18 protein-coding genes are annotated in these 20,887 nt (G+C 66.2%); 17 read left to right on the top strand and 1 reads right to left on the bottom strand.

Translation table 11 applies throughout. The features are described 5' to 3' along the window. Positions 1-4: 4 nt before the first annotated feature. The 11 genes from CHB86_RS00800 (at position 5) to CHB86_RS00750 (ending at position 13,695) form a co-directional block, all read left to right on the top strand. Complete coding sequence (locus CHB86_RS00800; RefSeq protein WP_089230651.1) at positions 5-1,360, top strand: ferredoxin reductase family protein; 1,356 nt, start codon at positions 5-7, stop codon at positions 1,358-1,360. Positions 1,361-1,389: 29 nt separating this feature from the next. Further along, positions 1,390-2,595 carry a multidrug effflux MFS transporter gene (locus tag CHB86_RS00795; RefSeq protein ID WP_217898244.1) on the top strand — a complete coding sequence of 402 codons (1,206 nt, stop codon included), beginning with the start codon at positions 1,390-1,392 and terminating at the stop codon, positions 2,593-2,595. Positions 2,596-2,716: 121 nt separating this feature from the next. Continuing rightward, complete coding sequence (locus tag CHB86_RS00790) at positions 2,717-5,230, top strand: cation:proton antiporter (RefSeq protein ID WP_089230650.1); 2,514 nt, start codon at positions 2,717-2,719, stop codon at positions 5,228-5,230. Between the two features lie 106 nt (positions 5,231-5,336). Continuing rightward, positions 5,337-6,023, top strand: a complete 687-nt coding sequence (locus CHB86_RS00785; RefSeq protein WP_089230649.1) for an HAD family hydrolase — start codon at positions 5,337-5,339, stop codon at positions 6,021-6,023. Further along, positions 6,020-6,982, top strand: a complete 963-nt coding sequence (locus CHB86_RS00780) for a sugar-binding transcriptional regulator (RefSeq protein WP_089230648.1) — start codon at positions 6,020-6,022, stop codon at positions 6,980-6,982. Before CHB86_RS00785 ends, CHB86_RS00780 begins: the two co-directional genes overlap by 4 nt. A gap of 105 nt (positions 6,983-7,087) precedes the next feature. Next, entirely contained in the window at positions 7,088-8,395 is a 1,308-nt protein-coding gene (locus CHB86_RS00775) for an ABC transporter substrate-binding protein (protein ID WP_217898243.1), read from the top strand. Positions 8,396-8,519: 124 nt separating this feature from the next. Beyond that, on the top strand, positions 8,520-9,398 hold the full coding sequence (locus CHB86_RS00770) for a carbohydrate ABC transporter permease (protein WP_089230646.1): 879 nt from the start codon (positions 8,520-8,522) through the stop codon (positions 9,396-9,398). 10 nt (positions 9,399-9,408) lie between these two features. Then, entirely contained in the window at positions 9,409-10,239 is an 831-nt protein-coding gene (locus CHB86_RS00765) for a carbohydrate ABC transporter permease (protein WP_089230645.1), read from the top strand. Between the two features lie 12 nt (positions 10,240-10,251). After that, a complete protein-coding gene (locus CHB86_RS00760; RefSeq protein WP_089230644.1) occupies positions 10,252-11,256 on the top strand; it encodes an ABC transporter ATP-binding protein in 1,005 nt (334 codons plus the stop codon). Continuing rightward, the gene (locus CHB86_RS00755) at positions 11,253-12,026 is read left to right on the top strand and encodes an L-iditol 2-dehydrogenase (protein ID WP_089230643.1); all 774 of its coding nucleotides are present in this window, start codon (positions 11,253-11,255) and stop codon (positions 12,024-12,026) included. The genes CHB86_RS00760 and CHB86_RS00755 overlap by 4 nt, the downstream gene beginning before the upstream one ends. A 190-nt stretch (positions 12,027-12,216) precedes the next feature. Further along, entirely contained in the window at positions 12,217-13,695 is a 1,479-nt protein-coding gene (locus tag CHB86_RS00750) for a mannitol dehydrogenase family protein (RefSeq protein ID WP_089230642.1), read from the top strand. A gap of 95 nt (positions 13,696-13,790) precedes the next feature. Here CHB86_RS00750 and CHB86_RS00745 read toward each other — a convergent pair whose 3' ends face one another. Continuing rightward, the gene (locus tag CHB86_RS00745) at positions 13,791-15,716 is read right to left on the bottom strand and encodes an elongation factor G (RefSeq protein WP_089230641.1); all 1,926 of its coding nucleotides are present in this window, start codon (positions 15,714-15,716) and stop codon (positions 13,791-13,793) included. A 392-nt stretch (positions 15,717-16,108) separates the two neighbouring features. Here CHB86_RS00745 and CHB86_RS00740 point away from each other — a divergent pair, with 392 nt between their 5' ends. The 6 genes from CHB86_RS00740 (at position 16,109) to CHB86_RS00715 (ending at position 20,830) form a co-directional block, all read left to right on the top strand. After that, a complete protein-coding gene (locus CHB86_RS00740; protein ID WP_089230640.1) occupies positions 16,109-16,765 on the top strand; it encodes a Crp/Fnr family transcriptional regulator in 657 nt (218 codons plus the stop codon). Positions 16,766-17,011: 246 nt separating this feature from the next. Then, on the top strand, positions 17,012-17,218 hold the full coding sequence (locus tag CHB86_RS00735) for a YgaP family membrane protein (protein WP_089230639.1): 207 nt from the start codon (positions 17,012-17,014) through the stop codon (positions 17,216-17,218). Positions 17,219-17,221: 3 nt separating this feature from the next. Beyond that, positions 17,222-17,650, top strand: a complete 429-nt coding sequence (locus tag CHB86_RS00730) for a YeeE/YedE family protein (RefSeq protein WP_089230638.1) — start codon at positions 17,222-17,224, stop codon at positions 17,648-17,650. A 1-nt stretch (position 17,651) separates the two neighbouring features. Then, a complete protein-coding gene (locus CHB86_RS00725) occupies positions 17,652-18,167 on the top strand; it encodes a YeeE/YedE family protein (protein WP_342747440.1) in 516 nt (171 codons plus the stop codon). A gap of 10 nt (positions 18,168-18,177) precedes the next feature. Continuing rightward, the gene (locus CHB86_RS00720; RefSeq protein WP_089230637.1) at positions 18,178-19,059 is read left to right on the top strand and encodes an MBL fold metallo-hydrolase; all 882 of its coding nucleotides are present in this window, start codon (positions 18,178-18,180) and stop codon (positions 19,057-19,059) included. An 82-nt stretch (positions 19,060-19,141) separates the two neighbouring features. After that, on the top strand, positions 19,142-20,830 hold the full coding sequence (locus CHB86_RS00715; RefSeq protein WP_089230636.1) for a bifunctional protein tyrosine phosphatase family protein/NAD(P)/FAD-dependent oxidoreductase: 1,689 nt from the start codon (positions 19,142-19,144) through the stop codon (positions 20,828-20,830). The last annotated feature ends 57 nt before the right edge of the window (positions 20,831-20,887 follow it).

Genomic DNA, 20,887 nt, shown 5'->3' with positions numbered 1-20,887 from the left:
CGGCATGACTGACATTTCCAACACCACGCCCCGCTCCGGCGCCGTCACCCTCCCCCGCCTGCTGGTGTGGCTCGCTGCGCTGGTGCTGCTGCCCTACGGCCTCGCGCTCAGCCAGGGTCTGGAGATCCGCAACGTCTACACCGAGCTTGTCACCGCGCTCTCCGTCGCGGGGCTGGCGGCCATGTTGCTGCAATTCGTGCTGGCGGGCCGGATCGGCTGGTTCGTGCGCCGCGCGGGGCTGGACCAGTCCATGCTGCTGCACCGCAAGGCCGGACAATGGATCGCGGCGCTGTTCGTCCTGCACCCGTTCCTGATCGTGCTGCCCCGCTTCATCGTGGCGCCGCAGCTTGCGGCCTCGGACATCTGGCTGACCTTCACCGCGCCCGAGACCGCCACGGGCGTCTATGCCATGGCGTTGATGGCGGTGCTGGTACTGACGTCGGTCTTCAAGGACCGCCTGCCGATGAGCTACGAAGCGTGGCGGTTGTCGCACGGTGTCGGATTTGCCGTCGTGGCCGTGCTCGCCACACTGCACGCAATCACCAACGGTCGCCACGGCGTCTACAACCACTGGTTCGACGCGATGTGGATTGCGCTCTGCGCCGCGGCCGTCGCCTCGCTGCTCGACACCTACCTGTGGCACCCCTACCGGCGCGCGCGCCGCCCTTTCCGCGTGGCCGCCGTCGAGCGGGCCAGCGCCCGGGACACGCTGCTCACCATCGAGAAGGACGGCGATTTTCCGTTCGATTTCAGGGCAGGCCAGTTCGCCTGGATCAACACCAGCGGCCATGCGGGCAACCTGACGGAGCACCCGTTCTCCATCGCTTCCACCCCACGGGACCTGCCGCGGCTTTCCTTCGTGGTCCGCAATCTCGGCGACTACACCTCGGACCTGGCCGGACTCGCACCCGGGCAGAGGGTCTATCTCGACGGGCCCTTCGGTGATTTCACGCTGGAGATTGCCGCGTCGCAGGACATCGTGCTGATCGCCGGCGGCGTCGGGATCGGCCCGATCCTCGGCCTGCTCCGCGCGCTGCGGGACCAGGGCTGCACGCGGCGGGTCCGGCTGATCTACGGCAGCCGCAATCCCGAAGACGTGGTGGCGCGGGACGAGATCGCCGCCGCCGAGGCGCAGATGGCCGACTTCAAGGCGACGCTGGTGCTCGAGAACGCCGGCGACGGCGCCGAGCGCGGCCTCATCGACCGGATGGTCCTTTCCCGCAAACTCGACGCCGACCAGATCGCCAAGGCCGCCTTCTACGTCTGTGGCCCGCCCCAGATGACCCGCCTTGTCGTCCGCACACTGAAATCGCTCGGCGTGCCCCGTCGGCATATCCGTTTCGAGCAACTGGCGTTCTAGGCGGCATTGCCGTTCAGGAGACACAGATCATGAAAACCGAGCAGCCGCTGCTGGGCCGCAGGGGAATATTGTTTCTCCTGATCATCCTCGCGGCTTTTCCGCCCATGACGATGGACCTCTACCTGCCGGCCCTGCCGCAGCTTGTGGAGGCCTTCCAGACCAGCCGCGGCACCGTCAACCTGACGCTGGGCGCCTACATGGTCGCCTATGCCTGCGGGATGCTGTTCTGGGGGCCTCTGAGCGAGAAATACGGCCGCAAGCCGATCCTGCTGATCGGGCTCGCGCTCTATATCCTGGCCTGCCTTGGCTGCGTGCTCTCGACCGGCATCGAGGGCCTGATCGCCTTCCGGGCCTTGCAGGGGATCGGCGGCGGCGCGGTGACGGTGGTGCAGACGTCCATCGTCAAGGATCTCTACGACGGCCGGGAGCGGGAACGGATCATGGCAACAGTGATGTCGCTGGTGATCATCGCCCCGATGATCGCGCCTGTGCTCGGGGCTTTCCTGCTCAGGATCGCCTCCTGGCAGGCGATGTTCGTGGTGCTGGCACTGTTCGGCGGCTGCGCGGCGGTGCTGGTGACGCTGTTCCGGGAGACGCTGGAGGAGAGATACGATGGCTCCATGCTGACGTCCTGGGCGCGGCTGGGCACGGTGATGCGCAACCCGCGCTTCGCCTGCCTGCTACTGATCTTCGGCCTCGCGCCGATGTGCCTGATGTCCTTCATCGGCAGCGCCGCCTATGTCTACATCGGTAATTTCGGGATGTCGGAGCAGGCCTTCAGCCTGATCTTCGCCTTCAATGCCGCCTGCGCGCTAGCCGGTCCGACGCTTTACATGCGGCTGTCGCGGACAGTGCCGGTTCAGACCCTGATCCTCGCAGCCTTTTCGGTTGTGGTGCTCGGCGGGACGATGATCGCCCTGATCGGCCCCCTCTCGCCCTTCCTGTTCGCCGGGGCGGCGGCGATCTCGACCGTCGCGGTGATCCTGTTGCGGGTGCCCGGCGCGAACCTGATGCTCGAACAGCAGCAGCGGGACACCGGATCGGCGGCCGCTCTGATCCACTTCGTCACGATGATGCTCGGCGCGGCCGGGGTCCAGATCGTCGCCGCCCATTCCGACGACCTGATCCAGACGCTCGGAATGCTGTTCGCAGTGATCGGGACGATCTGCGCGGTCCTCTGGCTGGCGGTCCGGAACCGGCCCTTCGTCGCCGGGAAGGTCACGCAGCCCGGCTGACGCTCGTCAGGACGTGCCCGGTGGCCGGCTCGTGCCCAAGGTGCGGAAAGCCGCTCATGTCGGGGCCGTGAGGGAAGAGATGCCGATTCCGCTGGCCATCAAATCCGGTTAGGTCGTCCAAATGGATATCGTTCTGGTCACCACCGTCATCGCGTCGCTCTTCTTCGTCATCGGCGCGGCCGAGCCGCTCGCGGCGCGGTTGCGGCTGCCCTATAGCGTGATCCTGGCTGTGCTCGGGGTCCTGATCGGTGCCGGCGCGACGTTCTTCCTACGCACCGAGCTGACCGATGCGCTGAACCCGGTCGCCGAGGCGATCCTCGGGCTGCCGATCCGGTCCAACGTGTTCCTCTACGTGTTCCTGCCGACGCTGATCTTTCAGGCGACCATCGAGATGGACATCCGCCGGATGGTCGACGACTGGGTGCCGATCCTCGTGCTGGCGGTGGTCGCTGTCGTCGTGGCGACGCTGGGGGTCGGCTATGCGCTCTCCTGGACCAGCACGATCCCGCTGGCGGCCTGCCTGCTGATCGGCTCCATCGTCTCCACCACGGACCCGTCGGCGGTCGTCTCGATCTTCCGGTCGCTCTCCGCCCCCCGCCGGCTGGCTCGGATCATCGAGGGCGAAAGCCTGCTGAACGACGCCGCCGCGATCGCGCTGTTCGGCCTGTTCATGGGCTTCGTGATGCTCGGGATGCCGGATCCGGATCTCGGCGATGCGCTCGCCCAGTTTCCGATGCTGATCGTGGGCGGCGCCGTCACCGGCTGGGTCGCGGCGCGCTTTGCCGTCTGGCTGATGTCGCTGTTCGGCCGTCACGAGCTGGCGCAGATCTCGCTCTCCGTCGCCCTGCCCTACCTGGCCTATATAGGCGCCGAACAGATCGTCGGCGCCTCGGGCGTGATCGCGGTGGTCGCGGCGGGCCTGACGCTCAACCTGACCGGCCCCGGCCGCCTGCCCCCGCAATCCTGGACCAACCTGCGCGAGCTCTGGGCGGTGCTGGCCCATTGGGCGGGGGCGCTGATCTTTATCCTCGCCGCCCTGCTCATCCCGCGCCTGCTGGAAGAGGTCCGGGCGGCCGATTTCGTGCTGGTGGGCGTGGTGATCGTCGCCGCCATTGCAGCACGGGCGGTGATCCTTTTCGGGTTGCTGCCGCTGCTGACCCTGCTGCGCGCCTCGCCCCCGGTCGAACGCCCATACCGGGTCGCGATCCTGTGGGGCGGGCTCCGGGGCGCGGTGACGCTCGCCCTGGCGCTGGCCGTGACCGAAAGCATCCTTGTCCCGGTCGAGATCAAGCGACTGGTCGGCATCCTGGCAACCGGCTTCACGCTCTTCACGCTGATCGTGCAGGGCACCACGCTGCGCGCGGTGATCGGCTGGCTCGGACTGGACCGACTGTCGCCGATCGACGAGGCGCTGTCGCGGCAGGTGGTCGCCGTGGCGCTGCAGACGGTGCGCGAGGACGTGGCGCGCAGCACCGAGAACTACGACCTCGCCCACGACATCGTGCGCTCCGAGGCCATCCGCTTCGGCGAACGGCTGGACGCGGCGGTCAAGACGGCGGAGGAAAGCGCCGACATCCTGGACCGCGACCGCATCACCCTGGGGCTGATCGCGCTGGCCGGCCACGAGCGGGACACGATCCTCGCCCGCATGCGGGAACGTACGATCTCGGCACGGATGGCCGAGCAGGTGCTGGCGAATGCCGACCAGCTGATCGAGGGCGCGCACAGCGGCGGCCGGAGTGGCTACCAGCGCGCCGCGCGCAAGAGCGTCGCCTATGGCACGGTGTTCCGGGCCGCGGTCATCCTGCACAGCCGCCTCGGTCTGTCCGGCCCGCTCGCGCGGATGACGGCAGACCGGTTCGAACTGCTGCTGTCTCAGCGCCTGATCCTGCGCGATCTCGGCACCTTCATCGAGGGCCGCATCCGCCGGATCCACGGGCGCCGGGTTGCCGACCTGCTTCGCGAGTTGCTGGCGCGCCGGATCGAGGCGGTGGAGACGGCGCTGGAAGGGCTGCGCCTGCAATATCCCGGCTACGCCGAAGAACTGGAACGCCGCTTCATCCGCCGCACGGCGCTGCGGCTCGAGGAACGCGAATACGCCGCCATGCGGGAGGACGGGCTGATCGGGGCCGAGGTCTATACTGCCCTGATGCAGGACGTCGCCACCCGCCGCGCCGCGGCGGAGGAGCGCCCGCGGCTCGACATCGCGCTGCAGAGGATCGAGCTTGTGCGGCAGTTCCCGCTCTTCACCGATCTCAAGGAATCCACGCTCAAGCGTCTCGGCCGTGCGCTCAAGACGCGCTACGTCAACGCCGGAGAGGTCCTGTTCCGCAAGGCCACACCGGCGAAGAGCGTCTATTTCATCGCCTCCGGCGCGGTGGAACTGGAGATGGCGGGCCAGACGTGGCGGCTCGGACGCGGCGAGATGTTCGGCCAGATGTCGATCCTCATGCGCAAGGCGCATCGCGCCGATGTGCGGGCCATCGCGCCCTCGACCCTGCTCGTGCTGGACGAGGCACGCTTCCGCCGCCTGCTCAACCGGAGCGCCGCTCTGCGGGAGGCGGTGCGCGCCAGCGCCGAGAAACGCGGGATCGATCCGGACACTCTGCTGATGGACGACGTCGGCGAAGCCTGACCGGGGTGCCGCAAGCGGTTGCGGGCAGACGACAAATCCGTAAGTCTGCGGCCTCCGGCCGGGCGTTTCGTCCGGGCGCTGCAACGTCGGGGACGGAGATCCTTTCATGCCAGTGATCGACCTGGTCATTTTCGACTGTGACGGTGTCCTGATCGACAGCGAGCTGATCTCGGCACGGATGCTGGTGGCCGAACTCGCGGCCTGGGGCATCGATGTGGACATCGACTACGTGCGCCGTCACTTCCTCGGCCGCAGCTATCCGGTCGTGCTGCAGCAGATCCGCAAGGAGTTCGGGCTGGCGCTGCCCGACAGGTTCGAGGCGGAGTATCGCCGGCGCCTGCTCGAGGCGTTTCGCAACGAACTGCGGATCATTCCGGGGGTGCGCGATGTGCTCGCCTCGCTCGCGACGCCCTTCTGCCTCGCGACCAGTTCCAGCCCGGAGCGGCTGGCGATGTCGCTCGATCTCGTCGGCCTGACCGAGACCTTCGCGGGCCGCGCGTTCACCGCCTCGCAGGTCACGAACGGCAAGCCGGCGCCGGATCTGTTTCTCTTTGCCGCCAGGCAGATGGGGGCAAGTCCGGAGCGCTGCCTGGTGATCGAGGACAGCATGAACGGGGTGCGCGCGGGGCTCGCCGCGGGCATGCAGGTCTGGCAGTTCCTGGGAGGCAGCCACATGCAGGACAGCCCCCCGCAGCCGTCCGCCGACGAGGCAGCGCCGCACAGGACATTTGCATCTTTTGCCGATTTCTATCACCCTGTACCGCACCTGAAGTCAGGTGGGGTCACCCGATGAACGATCTCAAGGCCGCCGTTTTCGAGGCAACGCCGCTCGATCAGGCCGCCCGAGCGGCCTGGCTCTACTACGTCGGCCAGAAGACCCAGGACCAGATCGCGCAGGAACTCGGCATTTCGCGCCAGCGCGCCCAGCGTCTCGTTGCCCGCGCCGTGTCGGAAGGGCTGATCCACTTCCACCTCGACCATCGTATCGCGCGCTGCCTGGAGATGGAGGCGGAGTTCATGCGCCGCGGCCTGCGGCTGTGCCGGGTGGCGCCGAGCCTCGGCGAGGGCGCGCAGCCGCTGCACGCGATCGCCCCGATCGCCGCCGCCGAGATCGAGCGGATCCTGAGCGTCGAGCATCCTCTGGTCGTCGCTGTCGGCACGGGGCGTGCCATGCGCGCGGCGGTGGAACAGGTTCCGACGCTCAACGGCGCGCATCACCAGATCGTTTCGCTCAACGGAAATATCTCGCCCGACGGCTCCGCCTCGCATTTCGACGTGCTGATGCGGCTGGCCGACCGGGTGGGCGCGCGGCAGTACCCGATGCCCCTGCCGGTGATCGCCTCCTCCGAGGACGAACGTGAACTGTTCCATTCCCTCGGTCCGGTCCGGCGCAACTTCGCGATGGCGCGCAAGGCAAGCGTGACCTTCGTGGGAATCGGCCAGGCCTCCGGTTCCGCCCCGATGCTGAAAGACGGATTCCTGACGGCCGAAGAGCTCGAAGAGATCCGGATGGCAGGTGGAATCGGCGAGATCGTGGGCTGGTATTACGACGAATCGGGATCCTATCTCGATGGCGGCCCGAACCGCCGCGTGGCCGGTGTCCGGGTCGATCCGCCCAGCGAAGACAAGCTGGTGGTCGGCGTGGCCGGCGGCCTCGAAAAGCTTCCGGCGATCCTTGGCGCGATATCCGGCAAGATCGTCAATGGGTTGGTTACCGACGAGCAGACGGCCGAAGCGCTCCTCTCCCAGTAGGCCGCATATAAATCAGGCAGGTTGAGAAACATCTTGACTTAAGGGCGACCTTGGATGAGCATTAACTCACTAAATGAGCATATGCTCACATTTGGGAGGAAACCAATGCGACTGAAGGCACACGCCCTTTTCATGGGCGCTTGTGCGGTGGCGGCGCTGACGACGGCGGCCACTGCGGAAACGATCACCATTGCGACTGTGAACAACGGCGACATGATCCGCATGCAAGGCTATACGGATGATTTCACCGCGAAGACCGGACACGAGGTCGAATGGGTCACGCTGGAAGAGAACGTTCTGCGCCAGCGCGTCACCACCGACATCTCGACCAAGGGTGGCGCTTTCGACATCATGACCATCGGCATGTACGAAACTCCGATCTGGGGCGCCAATGGCTGGCTGATCCCGTTGGATGATCTGAGCGCCGAATACGACGTCGACGACATCCTGCCGGCGATGCGGAACGGCCTCAGCCATGACGGAACGCTCTATGCAGCGCCGTTCTATGGCGAAAGCTCCATGATCATGTACCGGACCGACCTGATGGAGAAGGCCGGCCTCGAGATGCCCGAAGCTCCGACCTGGGAGTTCATCCGTGAAGCCGCGATCGCGATGACCGACCGCGCCAACGAGATCAACGGCATCTGCCTGCGCGGCAAGGCCGGCTGGGGTGAAGGCGGCGCCTTTATCACCGTGACGGGCAACTCGTTCGGCGCTCGCTGGTTCGACGAAGACTGGAAGGCCCAGTTCGATCAGCCCCAATGGGCCGAGGCGCTCAACTTCTACGTGGACCTGATGACGGAAGCTGGCCCTCCGGGCTATGCCACCAACGGCTTCAACGAGAACCTGTCGCTGTTCCAGCAGGGCAAGTGCGGCATGTGGATCGACGCCACCGTTGCGGCATCCTTCGTGACCAACCCCAATGACTCGACCGTGGCCGACAAGGTCGGCTTTGCGCTGGCGCCGAACAAGGACGGCGTCGACAAGCGCGCGAACTGGCTCTGGGCCTGGGCGCTGGCGATCCCGGCCGGCACGCAAAAAGCCGACGCCGCCAAGCAGTTCATCGAGTGGGCGACCTCGAAGGAGTACATCGAGCTCGTCGCCGAGAAGGAAGGCTGGGCCAACGTTCCCCCGGGTGCGCGGACCTCTCTCTACGACAACCCCGAGTACCAGAAGGTGCCGTTCGCCAAGATGACGCTCGACTCCATCAACGCGGCCGATCCGACCAACCCGACGGTCGATCCGGTGCCCTACGTCGGCATCCAGTTCGTCGCCATCCCGGAGTTCGCCGGTATCGCGACCGAGGTCAGCCAGGAGTTCTCGGCGGTTTACGCCGGTCAGCAATCCGTCGAAGAGGCCCTTGAAAAGGCCCAGGCTCTGACCACCGACGCGATGGAAGCCGCAGGCTACTAAGCTCTCCTCCCCGACCCCGGGGGGCGGCCCAGCTTGCCGCCCCCCGGGCCCTTCGTACCCCGACTTCCCTTGCCAACATCCGGTAGAGGCGGGCTTTCGTTCCGTCACAGGAGAAGGAGTCACCATGGCAACCCAACATTCACGTTCAGCTGCTCGCTTGATGATGGCTCCGGCCGTCGTACTGCTCCTGGGATGGATGCTCGTCCCGCTGACGATGACATTGTTCTTCTCGTTCAAGAAGTACCTGCCACTTAGGGGCGACTCTCTCGCCAACGGCCTCGACTGGGTCGGTTTCGAGAACTACGTCCGGTTCGTGACGTCCAGCTCATTCTGGCCCTCGATCTATGCCACGCTGGTCATTGTCGGCGGCGTTCTGGCCATCACCGTGACGCTTGGCGTGCTCCTGGCGATCCTGCTCAACCAGCCGATGTGGGGACAGGGTATCGTCCGCATCCTCGTCATCGCGCCCTTCTTCGTCATGCCGACCGTGTCGGCGCTGGTGTGGAAGAACATGTTCATGGATCCGGTCAACGGCCTTCTGGCACATCTGTGGAAGGCCTTTGGCGCAGCGCCTGTCGAGTGGCTGAGCCAGGCATCGCTGCCGTCTCTCATCCTGATCGTCTCGTGGCAGTGGCTGCCTTTCGCCACGCTTATCCTGCTGACCGCCATCCAGTCTCTCGACAGCGAACAGCTCGAAGCCTCCGAGATGGACGGGGCTCAGCCGCTGTCCCGGTTCTTCTATATCATCCTGCCGCATCTCGGCCGCGCCATCACCATCGTCATCCTGATCCAGACAATCTTTCTGCTCGCCATCTTCGCCGAGATCTTCGTCACCACCGGGGGCGCATTCGGCACCAAGACGCTGAGCTACCTGATCTTCCAGCGCGTGCTGGAGAGCCAGAACGTCGGCCTCGGATCCGCGGGCGGTGTCTATGCAATCATTCTCGCCAATATCGTTGCGATCTTCCTGATGCGCATCGTCGGCAAGAACCTGGACGCGTGAGGAGGACATCATGGCTCGCTCAGCAACGACTAAACGCAAGGTCATCAACACGACCGCAGCCTGGATCGTCGGACTGCTCATCTTCTTCCCGATCCTCTGGACCATCCTGACCAGCTTCAAGACCGAGGCCCAGGCGATCGCCGATCCGCCGATATTCCTGAACTTCGACTGGACGCTGGAGAATTACGGCGTGGTCATGGAGCGCTCCAACTATATGCGCTTCCTGTGGAACTCGATCATCATCGCCGGTGGCTCCACCATCCTCGGCATCATCATCGCTGTGCCCGCCGCCTGGTCGATGGCCTTCGTGCCCTCGAAGCGGACCAAGGACATCCTGCTGTGGATGCTGTCCACCAAGATGCTGCCGGCGGTCGGCGTGCTCTACCCGATCTACCTGCTGTTCATCAAACTGGGTCTGCTGGACACCCGCCTCGGCCTGACCATCGTGCTGATGCTGATCAACCTGCCGATCATCGTCTGGATGCTCTACACCTACTTCAAGGAGATCCCCGGCGAGATCCTCGAAGCGGCCCGGATGGACGGCGCGTCCCTTCGCGAAGAGGTTTTCTACATCCTGACGCCGATGGCCATTCCCGGCATCGCCAGCACGCTGCTGCTGAACGTGATCCTGGCCTGGAACGAGGCGTTCTGGACGCTCAACCTGACCGCAGCAAAGGCAGCTCCGCTGACAGCCTTCATCGCCAGCTACTCCAGCCCGGAAGGACTGTTCTACGCCAAGCTGTCGGCCGCCTCGACCATGGCCATCGCACCGATCCTCATTCTCGGCTGGTTCAGCCAGAAGCAACTCGTCAGCGGCCTGACCTTCGGCGCCGTCAAGTAAGGGAACTGACCAATGGGACAAATTCAACTGAACCAGGTGACCAAGAGCTTCGGCGACGTGCAGGTCATCCCGCCACTGGATCTGACCATCGAAGACGGCGAGTTCACTGTCTTCGTCGGCCCCTCGGGCTGCGGCAAGTCCACCCTTCTGCGGCTCATCGCCGGGCTGGAAGACATCACCTCGGGCCACATCGCCATTGACGGGAAGGACGCGACCGACGTGCCGCCCGCCAAGCGCGGCCTCGCGATGGTGTTCCAGTCCTACGCGCTCTATCCGCACATGTCGGTTCGTAAGAACATCGCCTTCCCGATGCGGATGGCCGGCGTGCCGGAAGACGAGCAGAAGCGGCGGATCGAGGCCGCGGCCAAGGCGCTGAACCTGACCGACTACCTGGACCGGCGCCCCGGCCAGCTCTCGGGCGGTCAGCGGCAGCGGGTCGCCATCGGCCGCGCCATCGTGCGCGAGCCCGCGGCCTTCCTGTTCGACGAGCCGCTCTCCAACCTCGACGCCGCCCTGCGGGTCGGCATGAGGCTGGAGATCAGCGAGTTGCACAAGCGTCTGGCGACCACGATGATCTACGTCACCCATGACCAGGTCGAGGCCATGACAATGGCCGACAAGATCGTGGTCCTGCGCGCCGGTAACATCGAACAGGTCGGCTCTCCGCTCGAGCTCTATCACGAGCCGCGCAACACCTTCGTCGCCGGCTTCATCGGCTCGCCCAAGATGAACCTGTTCGACGGCGCGGAAGCGCAGAAGCACGGCGCCACGACCATCGGCATCCGTCCGGAGCACATCGACGTCAGCAAGACCGAGGGCACCTGGAAGGGCCGGGTCGGGGTGGCCGAACACCTCGGGTCGGACACGTTCATCCACGTCCACGACACCGGCCTTGTGGACATGGTCACCGTGCGCATCACCGGCGACATCGCGGCGCGTCACGGCGACGAGATCTATCTGTCGCCGCAACTCGACAAGCTGCACAAGTTCGACGCCGAGGGGCTCGCGATCCGATGAAACGGTTGGACGGCAAGACCGCACTTATCACCGGCGCAGCGCGCGGGATCGGTCGTGCCTTTGCAGAAGCCTATGTGAAGGAGGGCGCGCGGGTCGCGATCGGCGATCTCAACATCACGCGCGCCCGTGAAACCGCCGCCCAGATCGGCGACGCCGTCATTGCCGTCGAGATGGACGTCACGCGGCAGGACAGCATCGACGCCGCCGTCTCCGAAACCGTGGAACGGCTCGGCCGGATCGACATCCTGATCAACAACGCGGCCCTCTTCAGCGCCGCGCCCATCGTGGAGATCGAACGCGCCGAATACGACACGCTGTTCTCGGTCAACGTCGCCGGCACGCTCTTCACCATGCAGGCGGTGGCGCGCCACATGGTCGAGCGCGGCGGCGGCGGCAAGATCATCAACATGGCCAGCCAGGCCGGCCGGCGCGGCGAGCCTCTGGTGGCGGTCTACTGCGCCACCAAGGCCGCCGTCATCAGCCTGACCCAATCCGCCGGGCTGAACCTGATCGGACACGGCATCAACGTGAACGCCATCGCGCCCGGCGTGGTCGATGGCGAGCACTGGGACGGTGTCGACGCCTTCTTCGCCAAGTACGAGAACAAGGCCCCGGGCCAGAAGAAGAAGGAAGTCGGAGAAGCGGTTCCCTATGGACGCATGGGCACCGCCGACGACCTCACCGGCATGGCGATCTTCCTCGCCACGCAGGAGGCCGACTACATCGTCTCGCAATGTTTCAACGTCGATGGCGGCCAGTGGATGAGCTGACATGACGTTCGAAACCGAAGCGCCACCGACACCGGCCCGCCCGACCGCGGCGGGGCGGCAGAGCCTCTGCGCCGGGATCTGATCCGGCCGGCTCGCCCGTTCTTTTCCGCTCCGACCACGCCAACCCGTGGTCGAGCCCACCGATCAAAGCGATGGCGGCATGTTGCCCACCATCCGAATGGAGGCCCCGATGACCACGAAACTGTCCCGCGAAACGCTCGGCGCCCTGCCGGAAGGCATCGCGCGCCCGGCTTACGACCCCGCCGGCGTCAGGCCCGGCATCCTGCATGTCGGCATGGGCAATTTCCACCGCGCACACCAGGCGATCTACATCGACGATGTCCTGGCGCTCGGCGGCTCGGACGACTGGGGCATCCTCGGCGCCGGCGTCATGCGCTACGACGCCGAGCAGCGGGAGGCGCTGATCGCCCAGGACTGCCTTTACACGGTGATGGAGCAGGACGGCTCGGGCGACAGCGCACGCATTGTCGGCGCGATGTGCGGCTTCGCGGAGGTCGAGGAAGGCCACGGACCGATCTTCAAGGCAATGGAAGATCCGGCCATCCGAATCGTCTCGCTGACCGTGACAGAGGGCGGCTATTTCATCGACCCGGCGACCGGCGTCTTCGATCCGAAAAACCCGCAGATCCAGGCCGACATTGCCCGTCCCGACCACCCGACGACGATCTTCGGCGCCATTGTGGCGGGCCTGCGGGCGCGTCGGGACGCCGGCGCTGTTCCCTTCACGGTGATGTCCTGCGACAACGTCCCCCATAACGGCAAGGTCGCCCGCGCGGCGGTCGTCGGCATCGCCCGGGCCCAGGACCCGGCGCTGGCGGACTGGATCGAGGCCAACGTCGCCTTCCCGAACGGCATGGTCGACCGGATCACCCCGGCCACGACACCCGAGCGACAAGCGCACCTGCGCGACACCTACGGGCTGGACGATGCCCGCCCTGTCTTCTGCGAGCCCTTCCGGCAGTGGGTCCTCGAGGACAACTTCACCGCCGGCCGGCCCGCGCTGGAGAAAGTCGGCGTGCAGTTCGTGACCGACGTGACGCCCTACGAACACATGAAGATCCGCATTCTAAATGGCGGCCACGCGCTGATCGCCTATGCCGGTCATCTTCTGGGCTGCACCTACGCCCACGAGGCGATGACTCACCCGCTCGTCGGCGGTTTCATGAACAAGGTGGAGCGCGACGAGGTCGTGCCGATCGTGCCGCCGGTGCCCGATACCTCGCTGTGGGACTACCTCGACCTGATCAAGACCCGCTTCGCCAATCCCCGGATCGAGGACCAGATCCGCCGGCTGTGCTTCGACGGCTCCAACCGCCAGCCCAAGTTCATCGTGCCGTCGGTCGCCGACTGCCTGGCGGCGGAACGCGGTGTCGACGGGCTGGCGCTCGGCAGCGCGCTCTGGGCCCGCTACTGCTTCGGCGAGGATGAACAGGGCGTGAAGATCGAGGCGAACGACCCCGCATGGGAGCGCCTGGTCCAGCAGGCCAAGGCCGCCCGCACGGACCCGATGGCCTGGCTCGAGATGGTCGACATCTACGGCGACGTGGCCAGCAACGTGACCTTCCGCGCCGCCTTCGGCGCGGCGCTGACCTCGCTCTGGCAGCAGGGCACCGCGGAAACACTGAAAACCTATCTCGCCGGAGAGTGAGACAGCTCACGGCTGCACGTCAGAGCCGCAGTCGCGACACCTGAGACCGCCGGGCAGAAACCTGCCCGGCGATTTTCATTTTGCGACGGGGCCCGTCAGGCCGGTTCCTTGGCCTCGGCGCTGATCCTTTCCGCCTCCTTGCCATGCAACTCCTGGTAATGGTCGAAGCTGGCCTCGAACCAGGCGGTGCCCTGCGCCGCGCCGCCGAGCGCGCGGGACAGTTCGTCCAGCGAGGAATCGGGCAGCATCGCGTGGAAGATGTCCCATCCCTTGGCGTTCGGATTCGGGTCGAAGCCGAGCACCTGCCCCTTGAGCGAGGACACCAGCGTCACGATGGCGCCGGAGAAGATCGACGGCACGTGGATGTTCACCTGGTCGATCGGCTGCAACAGCACCGGCCCGGCCTCTCCGAGCGCCTCCTTGACGCAGGCCTTGCCCGCGGCGCGGAACGCGAAGTCGGAGCTGTCGACGGAATGCGCCTTGCCGTCGGTCAGGGTCACGGCGACGTCGATCACCGGGAAGCCCAGCGGACCACGGACCAGCGCATCCTGCGCCCCGGACTCGACCGCCGGGATGTAGTTGCGCGGCACCGCCCCGCCCTTCACCACCTCGTCAAAGGCAAAGCCGGTGCCCCGGTCGCGCGGCGCGATGGTCATGTGGACATCCGCGAACTGGCCCGCCCCGCCCGATTGCTTGCGGTGGCGGTGCTGGTGCTGGACGGTCCGGGTGATCGTCTCGCGGTAGCTGGCCGCCACCGGCGCGGTCTCCACCGAGATGCCGAAATCCCCTTCCAGCTGCGCCTGGACCCGCCGCAGGTGCATCGGCCCCTGCAGCCGCACGGCGGCGTGGCCGCTGGCCTCGTCCTGCTCCACCGCGAGCCCCGGATCGATCTCGGCGATGCGGGCGAGCGCGCTGGACAGCCGGGCGTCGTCCTTCTCGTGCACCGGCGTGACGAGGCAGGCGTGGCTGGGCGGGTGGCCGCGGCACCAGTCATCCAACGCCTCGCGGCCATTTGCGGTATAGGTGTAACCCGCATCCAGATGGTCGGATTTCACCGCGACCCCCACCGCACCCACGGGAATGGACTGCACGGGATGCTTGCCGTCGATGCCGCTCAGGTTGCCGATGCCCGCGCCGCCCAGGTTGGCGCCGGCCCCGATCTCCGAGCCGAGGGCCCGCAGCACGACGGCCTTGCCCATGTGCTTGCGGAAGCTGGCGAAGACACCGATGGCGTCGGCCTCCCGCCCTAGCCGTTCCGCCGTCGCCTCGACCGAGGGCGCCTCGTGGCGCAGCGATTTCATCAGCCGGGTGATGCCGTTCTTCGCGGCGGCCGACCCGAGGAAGGCCGGGATGTCGTCGTTGTCGCGCAGCACGTGGGCGGCGACGTCGTAGACCTCGTCGCGCGGTGGCGCCTTGTCCTCGATCAGCTCCTCCAGCAGGTGATCGTCGAAATCCGACAGGTGCTCCAGCAGCTCGGCGCGGGCCTCCTCTTCCCGCGCACGTACGCCATCCGGGATCTCGATAAGGTTCGAGGGCTTGCCCTCCTGGAATTCCCAGGCCCGTTCGGAGATCAGGTCGACGGTGCCGACGATCTCTCCACCGTCGTGGATCGGCACCTGGCGCAGGATGATCGTGTGGTTCGCATAGGATTGCAGCGCCGCGACGATGTCACGGACGCGGTTGTCCGTGGTGTCCATGCGGTTGATGAAGAGCACGCAGGGCGTGCCGCTCTCCTCGATCAGCCGCAGGTAGGGGGCGCAGAGCACCGCCGCCTCGGGCTCGGGCGGCACGCAGAGAATCGCCGCGTCGCTCGCGGCCAGCGCCTCGCCGGCGAAACCGAGGTAATCCGCGCCGCCGGCAATGTCGAAGGCGCACCACGGCTCGTCGAGATAGGTGAATTCGGTCAGCGAAAAGAACTCGGAAAGCTCGGACTTGACGGGTTTGGAGTCGAGTTGGCTGAGCGCCTCGATCAGGGTCGTCTTGCCCGAGCTCGATGGGCCCAGGACAGTGAAGCATCGCATCTTAGAGTTCCTCCAAACTTTGCCGGTTTGGCGGTCGGAGACCTCGATGCGCGATCTGGCCCGCTTCTTGGGGCGGACCTTGCCGGATCCCGCGCGGACTCTGGCCGCCGTCTGATCCTGCCCCGTGGCCCGGCCGGTACGTTCCCGGTCTGGCTCACCGGGATGACCGCGCCGCGCGGCCCTCTAGTATTCCGCCCAGCCATGGGAGGTCGTCAAGGCCCGGCATCGCGATTTGCCTGCGACATTCCCGTGTCTGCGCACGTGTTTACGCTCCCGCTAGCGCCACCGCCCGGCGCAAGGTCGCAGATGCGCAGCCTGCCCGCGTCACTGCCGCTTGCGCCCGTCGATGCGCAGGCTAGACAGAAGGGACCGCCGACGGAGCGAGGTACGTCATGTCCTGGATCGATCTGTTCACCGGCCTTGCTGACCTGGAAGGCAACGCCCGGGATCTGCTCGAGGCGCGCAGCCAGGTACTCCGCGTGCCGGAGGGGACAACGGTCTTCGGCCCCGGCCGGGAACCGGACTCGCTGCTGCTGCTGCTCGACGGCACGGTTCGGGTTCAGAAGATCTCCGAGACCGGCCGCGAGATCGTGCTCTATCGCGTGAAGGCCGGCGAAAGCTGCGTCCTGACCACCGCCTGCCTGCTCGGCCAGGAGGAATACGCCGCCGAGGGCGTGACCGAGACCGCCGTCGAGGCCGCGGCGATTCCCCGGCCGGTGTTCGACGAGCTGATCGCCGGGTCCGACGCGTTCCGCCGCTTCGTGTTCGACAATTACTCCCGGCGGATCACCGACCTCTTCATGGTCATCGAGGAAGTTGCATTCCGACGGATGGACATCCGGCTGGCACAAAGGCTGCTCGATCTCGCACAGGACGGAACCGTCAAGGCCACGCACCAGAAACTTGCCGCCGAACTCGGCACCGCGCGCGAGGTCGTCTCGCGCCAGCTTGCGGAATTCCATCGGCGCGGCTGGATCGAACAGGCCCGCGGGACCATCGAGATCACGGACCGCGCCGCGATCGCCGGCATCGCCGCCACGGCAGCCTGACCTTTTCCCTTTACAAATTCACATTCTTGAATTTATAAATCGCGGTACCCAAGTGAGCGATACCGCCCTCCTGGGCAAAGGAAAGAAGGGCAGTTCATGTCCGACGCCGGCGCGCCCGCCCCCGGATCCCGGTCCGGGATCTTGGAATGCGCATTTGCGGCATCGGTTTCGGTGACATCGTCACTGAAACCTCACTGCGACTCGGGGTAGACTCGCCTCGAAACTGACCATGAAGGGAACGCTACCATGACCAAGAATATGGGCACCGCCGACCGCGCCATCCGTGCCGTCATCGGCGTCGTGCTGTTGATCGCGGCCTTCAGCGCCGGCTGGAGCGGATTGTGGTCCACCATCGCGGCCATCGTCGGCCTCGTGATGCTCGGCACCTCAGCCATGGGATACTGCCCGCCTTACCAGATCCTCGGGATCAAGACCTGCAAGACCAAGACCTGACACATGGAAATCGTGAACTTCACGCCTCTGGCGTCTCTCCTCGGCGGCAGCCTTATCGGGCTGGCCGCCGTTCTGCTCATGCTCGTCCTGGGCCGCATCATGGGCGCCACGGGCATCCTTGCCGCGGCGATCTGGGGCGAGGACGACCGCTCCTGGCGGTGGGCGATCCTCGCCGGAATGATCAGCGGCCCCGCCCTCTTCCTGATGCTGACCGGCGGCTGGCCGGAGATCACCGTGCCGAGCTCGACGCCGATGCTGGTAATCGGCGGTCTGCTCGTCGGCCTCGGCGTCTCCTACGGATCCGGCTGCACATCGGGTCACGGCGTCTGCGGGCTGGCGCGCCTGTCGCCGCGCTCGCTGGCCGCGACGCTCACCTTCATGCTGACCACCGGGCTGACCGTCTACGTCACCCGGCACGTGATGGGGGTCTGACATGCGCCTGCTGCTGACATACCTGATCGGCCTGATCTTCGGCCTGGGGATCTCGATCTCCGGCATGGCGAACCCGGAGAAGGTGCTGAACTTCTTCGACATCGCCGGCACCTGGGACCCGTCCCTCGCCTTCGTCATGGGCGGTGCACTGGTCGTGACCTTCTTCGGCTACCGCTGGGTTCTTGGCCGGCCGGGACCGAGCTTCGACCAGATGTTCCACCTTCCGCAGAACCGCAGCATCGACCTGAAACTGCTCGGCGGCTCGGCCGTCTTCGGCGTGGGCTGGGGAATGTCCGGCTTCTGCCCCGGCGGGGCGCTGCCCGCGATCGGCACCGGCCGCTCCGAGGTCCTGATCTTTGCCGCGGCGCTGATCGGCGGCATGGCGCTGGCCCGGTTCATCAACACCCACATGTCCGTCCGGTTCCAGACACCGAACTATGCCGAGCACAAGCCCGCCCCGCATGGCCCGCTGACCCACCTGCCCCGCGATGTCGCGCCCGAAGCCGACAACACCTGAGGAGGAAACCATGGAATACCCTGTCGATACCTCTCTGAAACCCGAGGTCACCGGCTTCTTCGACCCGGCGACCAACACCATCAGCTATGTCGTGAAGGACCCGGCCTCCGACGCCTGCGCCATCGTCGACTCCGTGATGGACATCGATTACGCCGCCGGCCGGATCACCTATGAACATGCCGACGAGCTCATCAAGTTCGTGCAGGAAAATGGTCTCAAGCTCGAGTGGCTGATCGAGACCCATGTCCACGCCGACCACCTGTCCGCCGCGCCCTACATCCAGGAGAAGCTGGGCGGCAAGATCGGCATCGGCGAGCACATCGTCACCGTGCAGGACGTTTTCGGCAAGATCTTCAACGAAGGCACCGAGTTCCAGCGCGACGGGTCGCAGTTCGACGCCCTGTTCAAGGACGGCGACACCTACATGGTCGGCCAGATGCCTGTCTTCGCGATGCACACGCCGGGCCACACGCCGGCCTGCATGGTGCACGTGATGGGCAATGCCGCCTTTGTCGGCGACACGCTCTTCATGCCCGATGGCGGCTCGGCACGGGCCGATTTCCCCGGCGGCGACGCCGGCACGCTCTACGACAGCATCCAGAAGGTGTTGGCCCTGCCCGACGAGACGCGGCTCTTCATGTGCCACGACTACGGCCCGAACGGCCGTGACATCCAGTGGGAGACCACAGTGGCCGACGAAAAGGCGCACAACATCCACGTCGGCGCCGGCAAGACCAAGGAAGAGTTCGTGAAGTTCCGCACCGAGCGCGACGCCCAGCTCGCCATGCCCAAGCTGATCATCCCCTCGCTGCAAGTGAACATGCGCGCCGGCGAGGTGCCGCGCGACAAGGATGGCGTGCCGATGCTGAAGGTGCCGGTCAACGGCCTCTGAGACCACGAGGCGCCGCGACGCTCCGAAGCGAGCCGCGCGGCGCCTTCCCCGGGACGCCGTTCTCTTGGAGGAGACGAGAACCATGGATTTCAAGACACTGACCGACCGCCTGTCTGTCTCCGGCCAGATCAGCGCGGACGACCTGCCCAGGATCAAAGATGCGGGGTTCCGCGCCATCATCTGCAACCGTCCCGACGGCGAAGGCAACGACCAGCCGACCTTCGAGGAGATCGAGCGCAGCGCGGTGGAGCTCGGGCTGGAGGCCCGCTACCTGCCGGTGACCTCCGGCATGGTCGAGGATTCGCAGGCCGACGCTTTCGGGCGCGCGCTGAACGAGTTGCCCGGCCCGGTGCTGGCCTATTGCCGCTCCGGCATGCGCTCGACGACGCTCTGGTCGCTGTCGCACGCCAAGGACATGGACCCGACCCGGATCCTCGCCACGGCCAAGGCCGCCGGCTACGACATGGGCGGCGTGGTCCGCCGCATCGTCAACGGTGGCAAGACCCCGACCGACAGCGGCGACGCCAAGTTCGACGTGGTGATCGTGGGCGGCGGAGCTGGCGGCATCTCGGTCGCTTCCTCCCTGAAGAGCCGGATGCGCGATCTGAACATCGCCGTCATCGACCCGGCCGACATCCACTATTACCAGCCCGGCTGGACCATGGTCGGCGCCGGCGTGTTCGACCCGACCACCACCGCCCGCACCATGGGGAGCCTGATCCCCAAGGGTGTGCACTGGATCAAGGCCGCCGTGGCCGCCTTCGAGCCGGGCAACAACGCCGTCATTCTCGACGGGTGCCGGGTGGTGAAATACGATCGCCTGATCGTCTGCCCGGGGCTCAAGCTGGATTGGCATGCGGTCGACGGGCTCGTCGACACGCTCGGCAAGAACGGCGTCACCTCGAACTACCGCTACGATCTCGCGCCCTACACCTGGGAGCTGGTGCAGGGGCTCCGCAAGGGCCGCGCACTCTTCACCCAGCCGCCGATGCCGATCAAATGCGCCGGCGCGCCACAGAAGGCGATGTATCTTTCCGGTGATCACTGGTGGCGCGAAGAGGTGCTGGGCAACATCGACATCCAGTTCATGAATGCCGGCGGGGTGCTGTTCGGGGTGAAGGACTACGTGCCCGCGCTGATGGACTACGTGCGGAAATACGACGCCAAGCTCAATTTCTTCCACAACCTCGTGGCCATCGACGGCCCGGCGAAGAAGGCGACCTTCGCGGTGAAGGAGCCAGAGCAGGAACCGCGCACCATCGAGGTCGAGTTCGACATGATCCATGTCTGCCCGCCGCAGACCGCGCCGGACTTCATCCGCGTCTCGCCGCTCTCCGATGCCGCCGGCTGGGTGGACGTCGACCAGATCACGCTGCGCCACAAGAGCTTCGACAACATCTGGTCGCTTGGCGACGTGATGAACGCGCCCAACGCCAAGACCGCCGCCGCAGCCCGGATGCAGGCCCCTGTCGTGGCCGCCAATGTCACCGCCGACATCCTGGGCGGCAACCCGCAAGGGGCCTACAACGGCTACGGCTCCTGCCCGCTGACGGTCGAGCGCGGCAAGATCGTGCTGGCCGAGTTCGGCTATGGCGGCACGCTTATGCCCTCCTTCCCCAAGTGGGTGATCGACGGCACCAGGCCGACGCGCGCAGCCTGGCTGCTCAAGGAGATGCTCCTGCCGCCGGTCTACTGGGGCGCGATGCTCAAGGGCCGCGAATGGATGGCCAAGCCCGAGAAGATCACCGGCGAGGGCACCGTCTCCGCCTGACACCCACGGCGCGTCCGGCCACCGGGCGCGCCAACGCCTTACGTTTCCCCGAGGTTT

Source organism: Tropicimonas sediminicola (assembly GCF_900188335.1).
GTDB lineage: Bacteria > Pseudomonadota > Alphaproteobacteria > Rhodobacterales > Rhodobacteraceae > Tropicimonas > Tropicimonas sediminicola.
This window is presented reverse-complemented; position numbering and strand designations above follow the sequence as displayed.

What these genes read in the sequence shown, in the direction of transcription:
- CHB86_RS00800 (WP_089230651.1), top strand. Translation starts at nt 5, where the DNA reads ATGACTGACATTTCCAACACCACGCCCCGCTCCGGCGCCGTCACCCTC.
- CHB86_RS00795 (WP_217898244.1), top strand. Translation starts at nt 1,390, where the DNA reads ATGAAAACCGAGCAGCCGCTGCTGGGCCGCAGGGGAATATTGTTTCTC.
- CHB86_RS00790 (WP_089230650.1), top strand. Translation starts at nt 2,717, where the DNA reads ATGGATATCGTTCTGGTCACCACCGTCATCGCGTCGCTCTTCTTCGTC.
- CHB86_RS00785 (WP_089230649.1), top strand. Translation starts at nt 5,337, where the DNA reads ATGCCAGTGATCGACCTGGTCATTTTCGACTGTGACGGTGTCCTGATC.
- CHB86_RS00780 (WP_089230648.1), top strand. Translation starts at nt 6,020, where the DNA reads ATGAACGATCTCAAGGCCGCCGTTTTCGAGGCAACGCCGCTCGATCAG.
- CHB86_RS00775 (WP_217898243.1), top strand. Translation starts at nt 7,088, where the DNA reads ATGCGACTGAAGGCACACGCCCTTTTCATGGGCGCTTGTGCGGTGGCG.
- CHB86_RS00770 (WP_089230646.1), top strand. Translation starts at nt 8,520, where the DNA reads ATGGCAACCCAACATTCACGTTCAGCTGCTCGCTTGATGATGGCTCCG.
- CHB86_RS00765 (WP_089230645.1), top strand. Translation starts at nt 9,409, where the DNA reads ATGGCTCGCTCAGCAACGACTAAACGCAAGGTCATCAACACGACCGCA.
- CHB86_RS00760 (WP_089230644.1), top strand. Translation starts at nt 10,252, where the DNA reads ATGGGACAAATTCAACTGAACCAGGTGACCAAGAGCTTCGGCGACGTG.
- CHB86_RS00755 (WP_089230643.1), top strand. Translation starts at nt 11,253, where the DNA reads ATGAAACGGTTGGACGGCAAGACCGCACTTATCACCGGCGCAGCGCGC.
- CHB86_RS00750 (WP_089230642.1), top strand. Translation starts at nt 12,217, where the DNA reads ATGACCACGAAACTGTCCCGCGAAACGCTCGGCGCCCTGCCGGAAGGC.
- CHB86_RS00745 (WP_089230641.1), bottom strand. Translation starts at nt 15,716, where the DNA reads ATGCGATGCTTCACTGTCCTGGGCCCATCGAGCTCGGGCAAGACGACC.
- CHB86_RS00740 (WP_089230640.1), top strand. Translation starts at nt 16,109, where the DNA reads ATGTCCTGGATCGATCTGTTCACCGGCCTTGCTGACCTGGAAGGCAAC.
- CHB86_RS00735 (WP_089230639.1), top strand. Translation starts at nt 17,012, where the DNA reads ATGACCAAGAATATGGGCACCGCCGACCGCGCCATCCGTGCCGTCATC.
- CHB86_RS00730 (WP_089230638.1), top strand. Translation starts at nt 17,222, where the DNA reads ATGGAAATCGTGAACTTCACGCCTCTGGCGTCTCTCCTCGGCGGCAGC.
- CHB86_RS00725 (WP_342747440.1), top strand. Translation starts at nt 17,652, where the DNA reads ATGCGCCTGCTGCTGACATACCTGATCGGCCTGATCTTCGGCCTGGGG.
- CHB86_RS00720 (WP_089230637.1), top strand. Translation starts at nt 18,178, where the DNA reads ATGGAATACCCTGTCGATACCTCTCTGAAACCCGAGGTCACCGGCTTC.
- CHB86_RS00715 (WP_089230636.1), top strand. Translation starts at nt 19,142, where the DNA reads ATGGATTTCAAGACACTGACCGACCGCCTGTCTGTCTCCGGCCAGATC.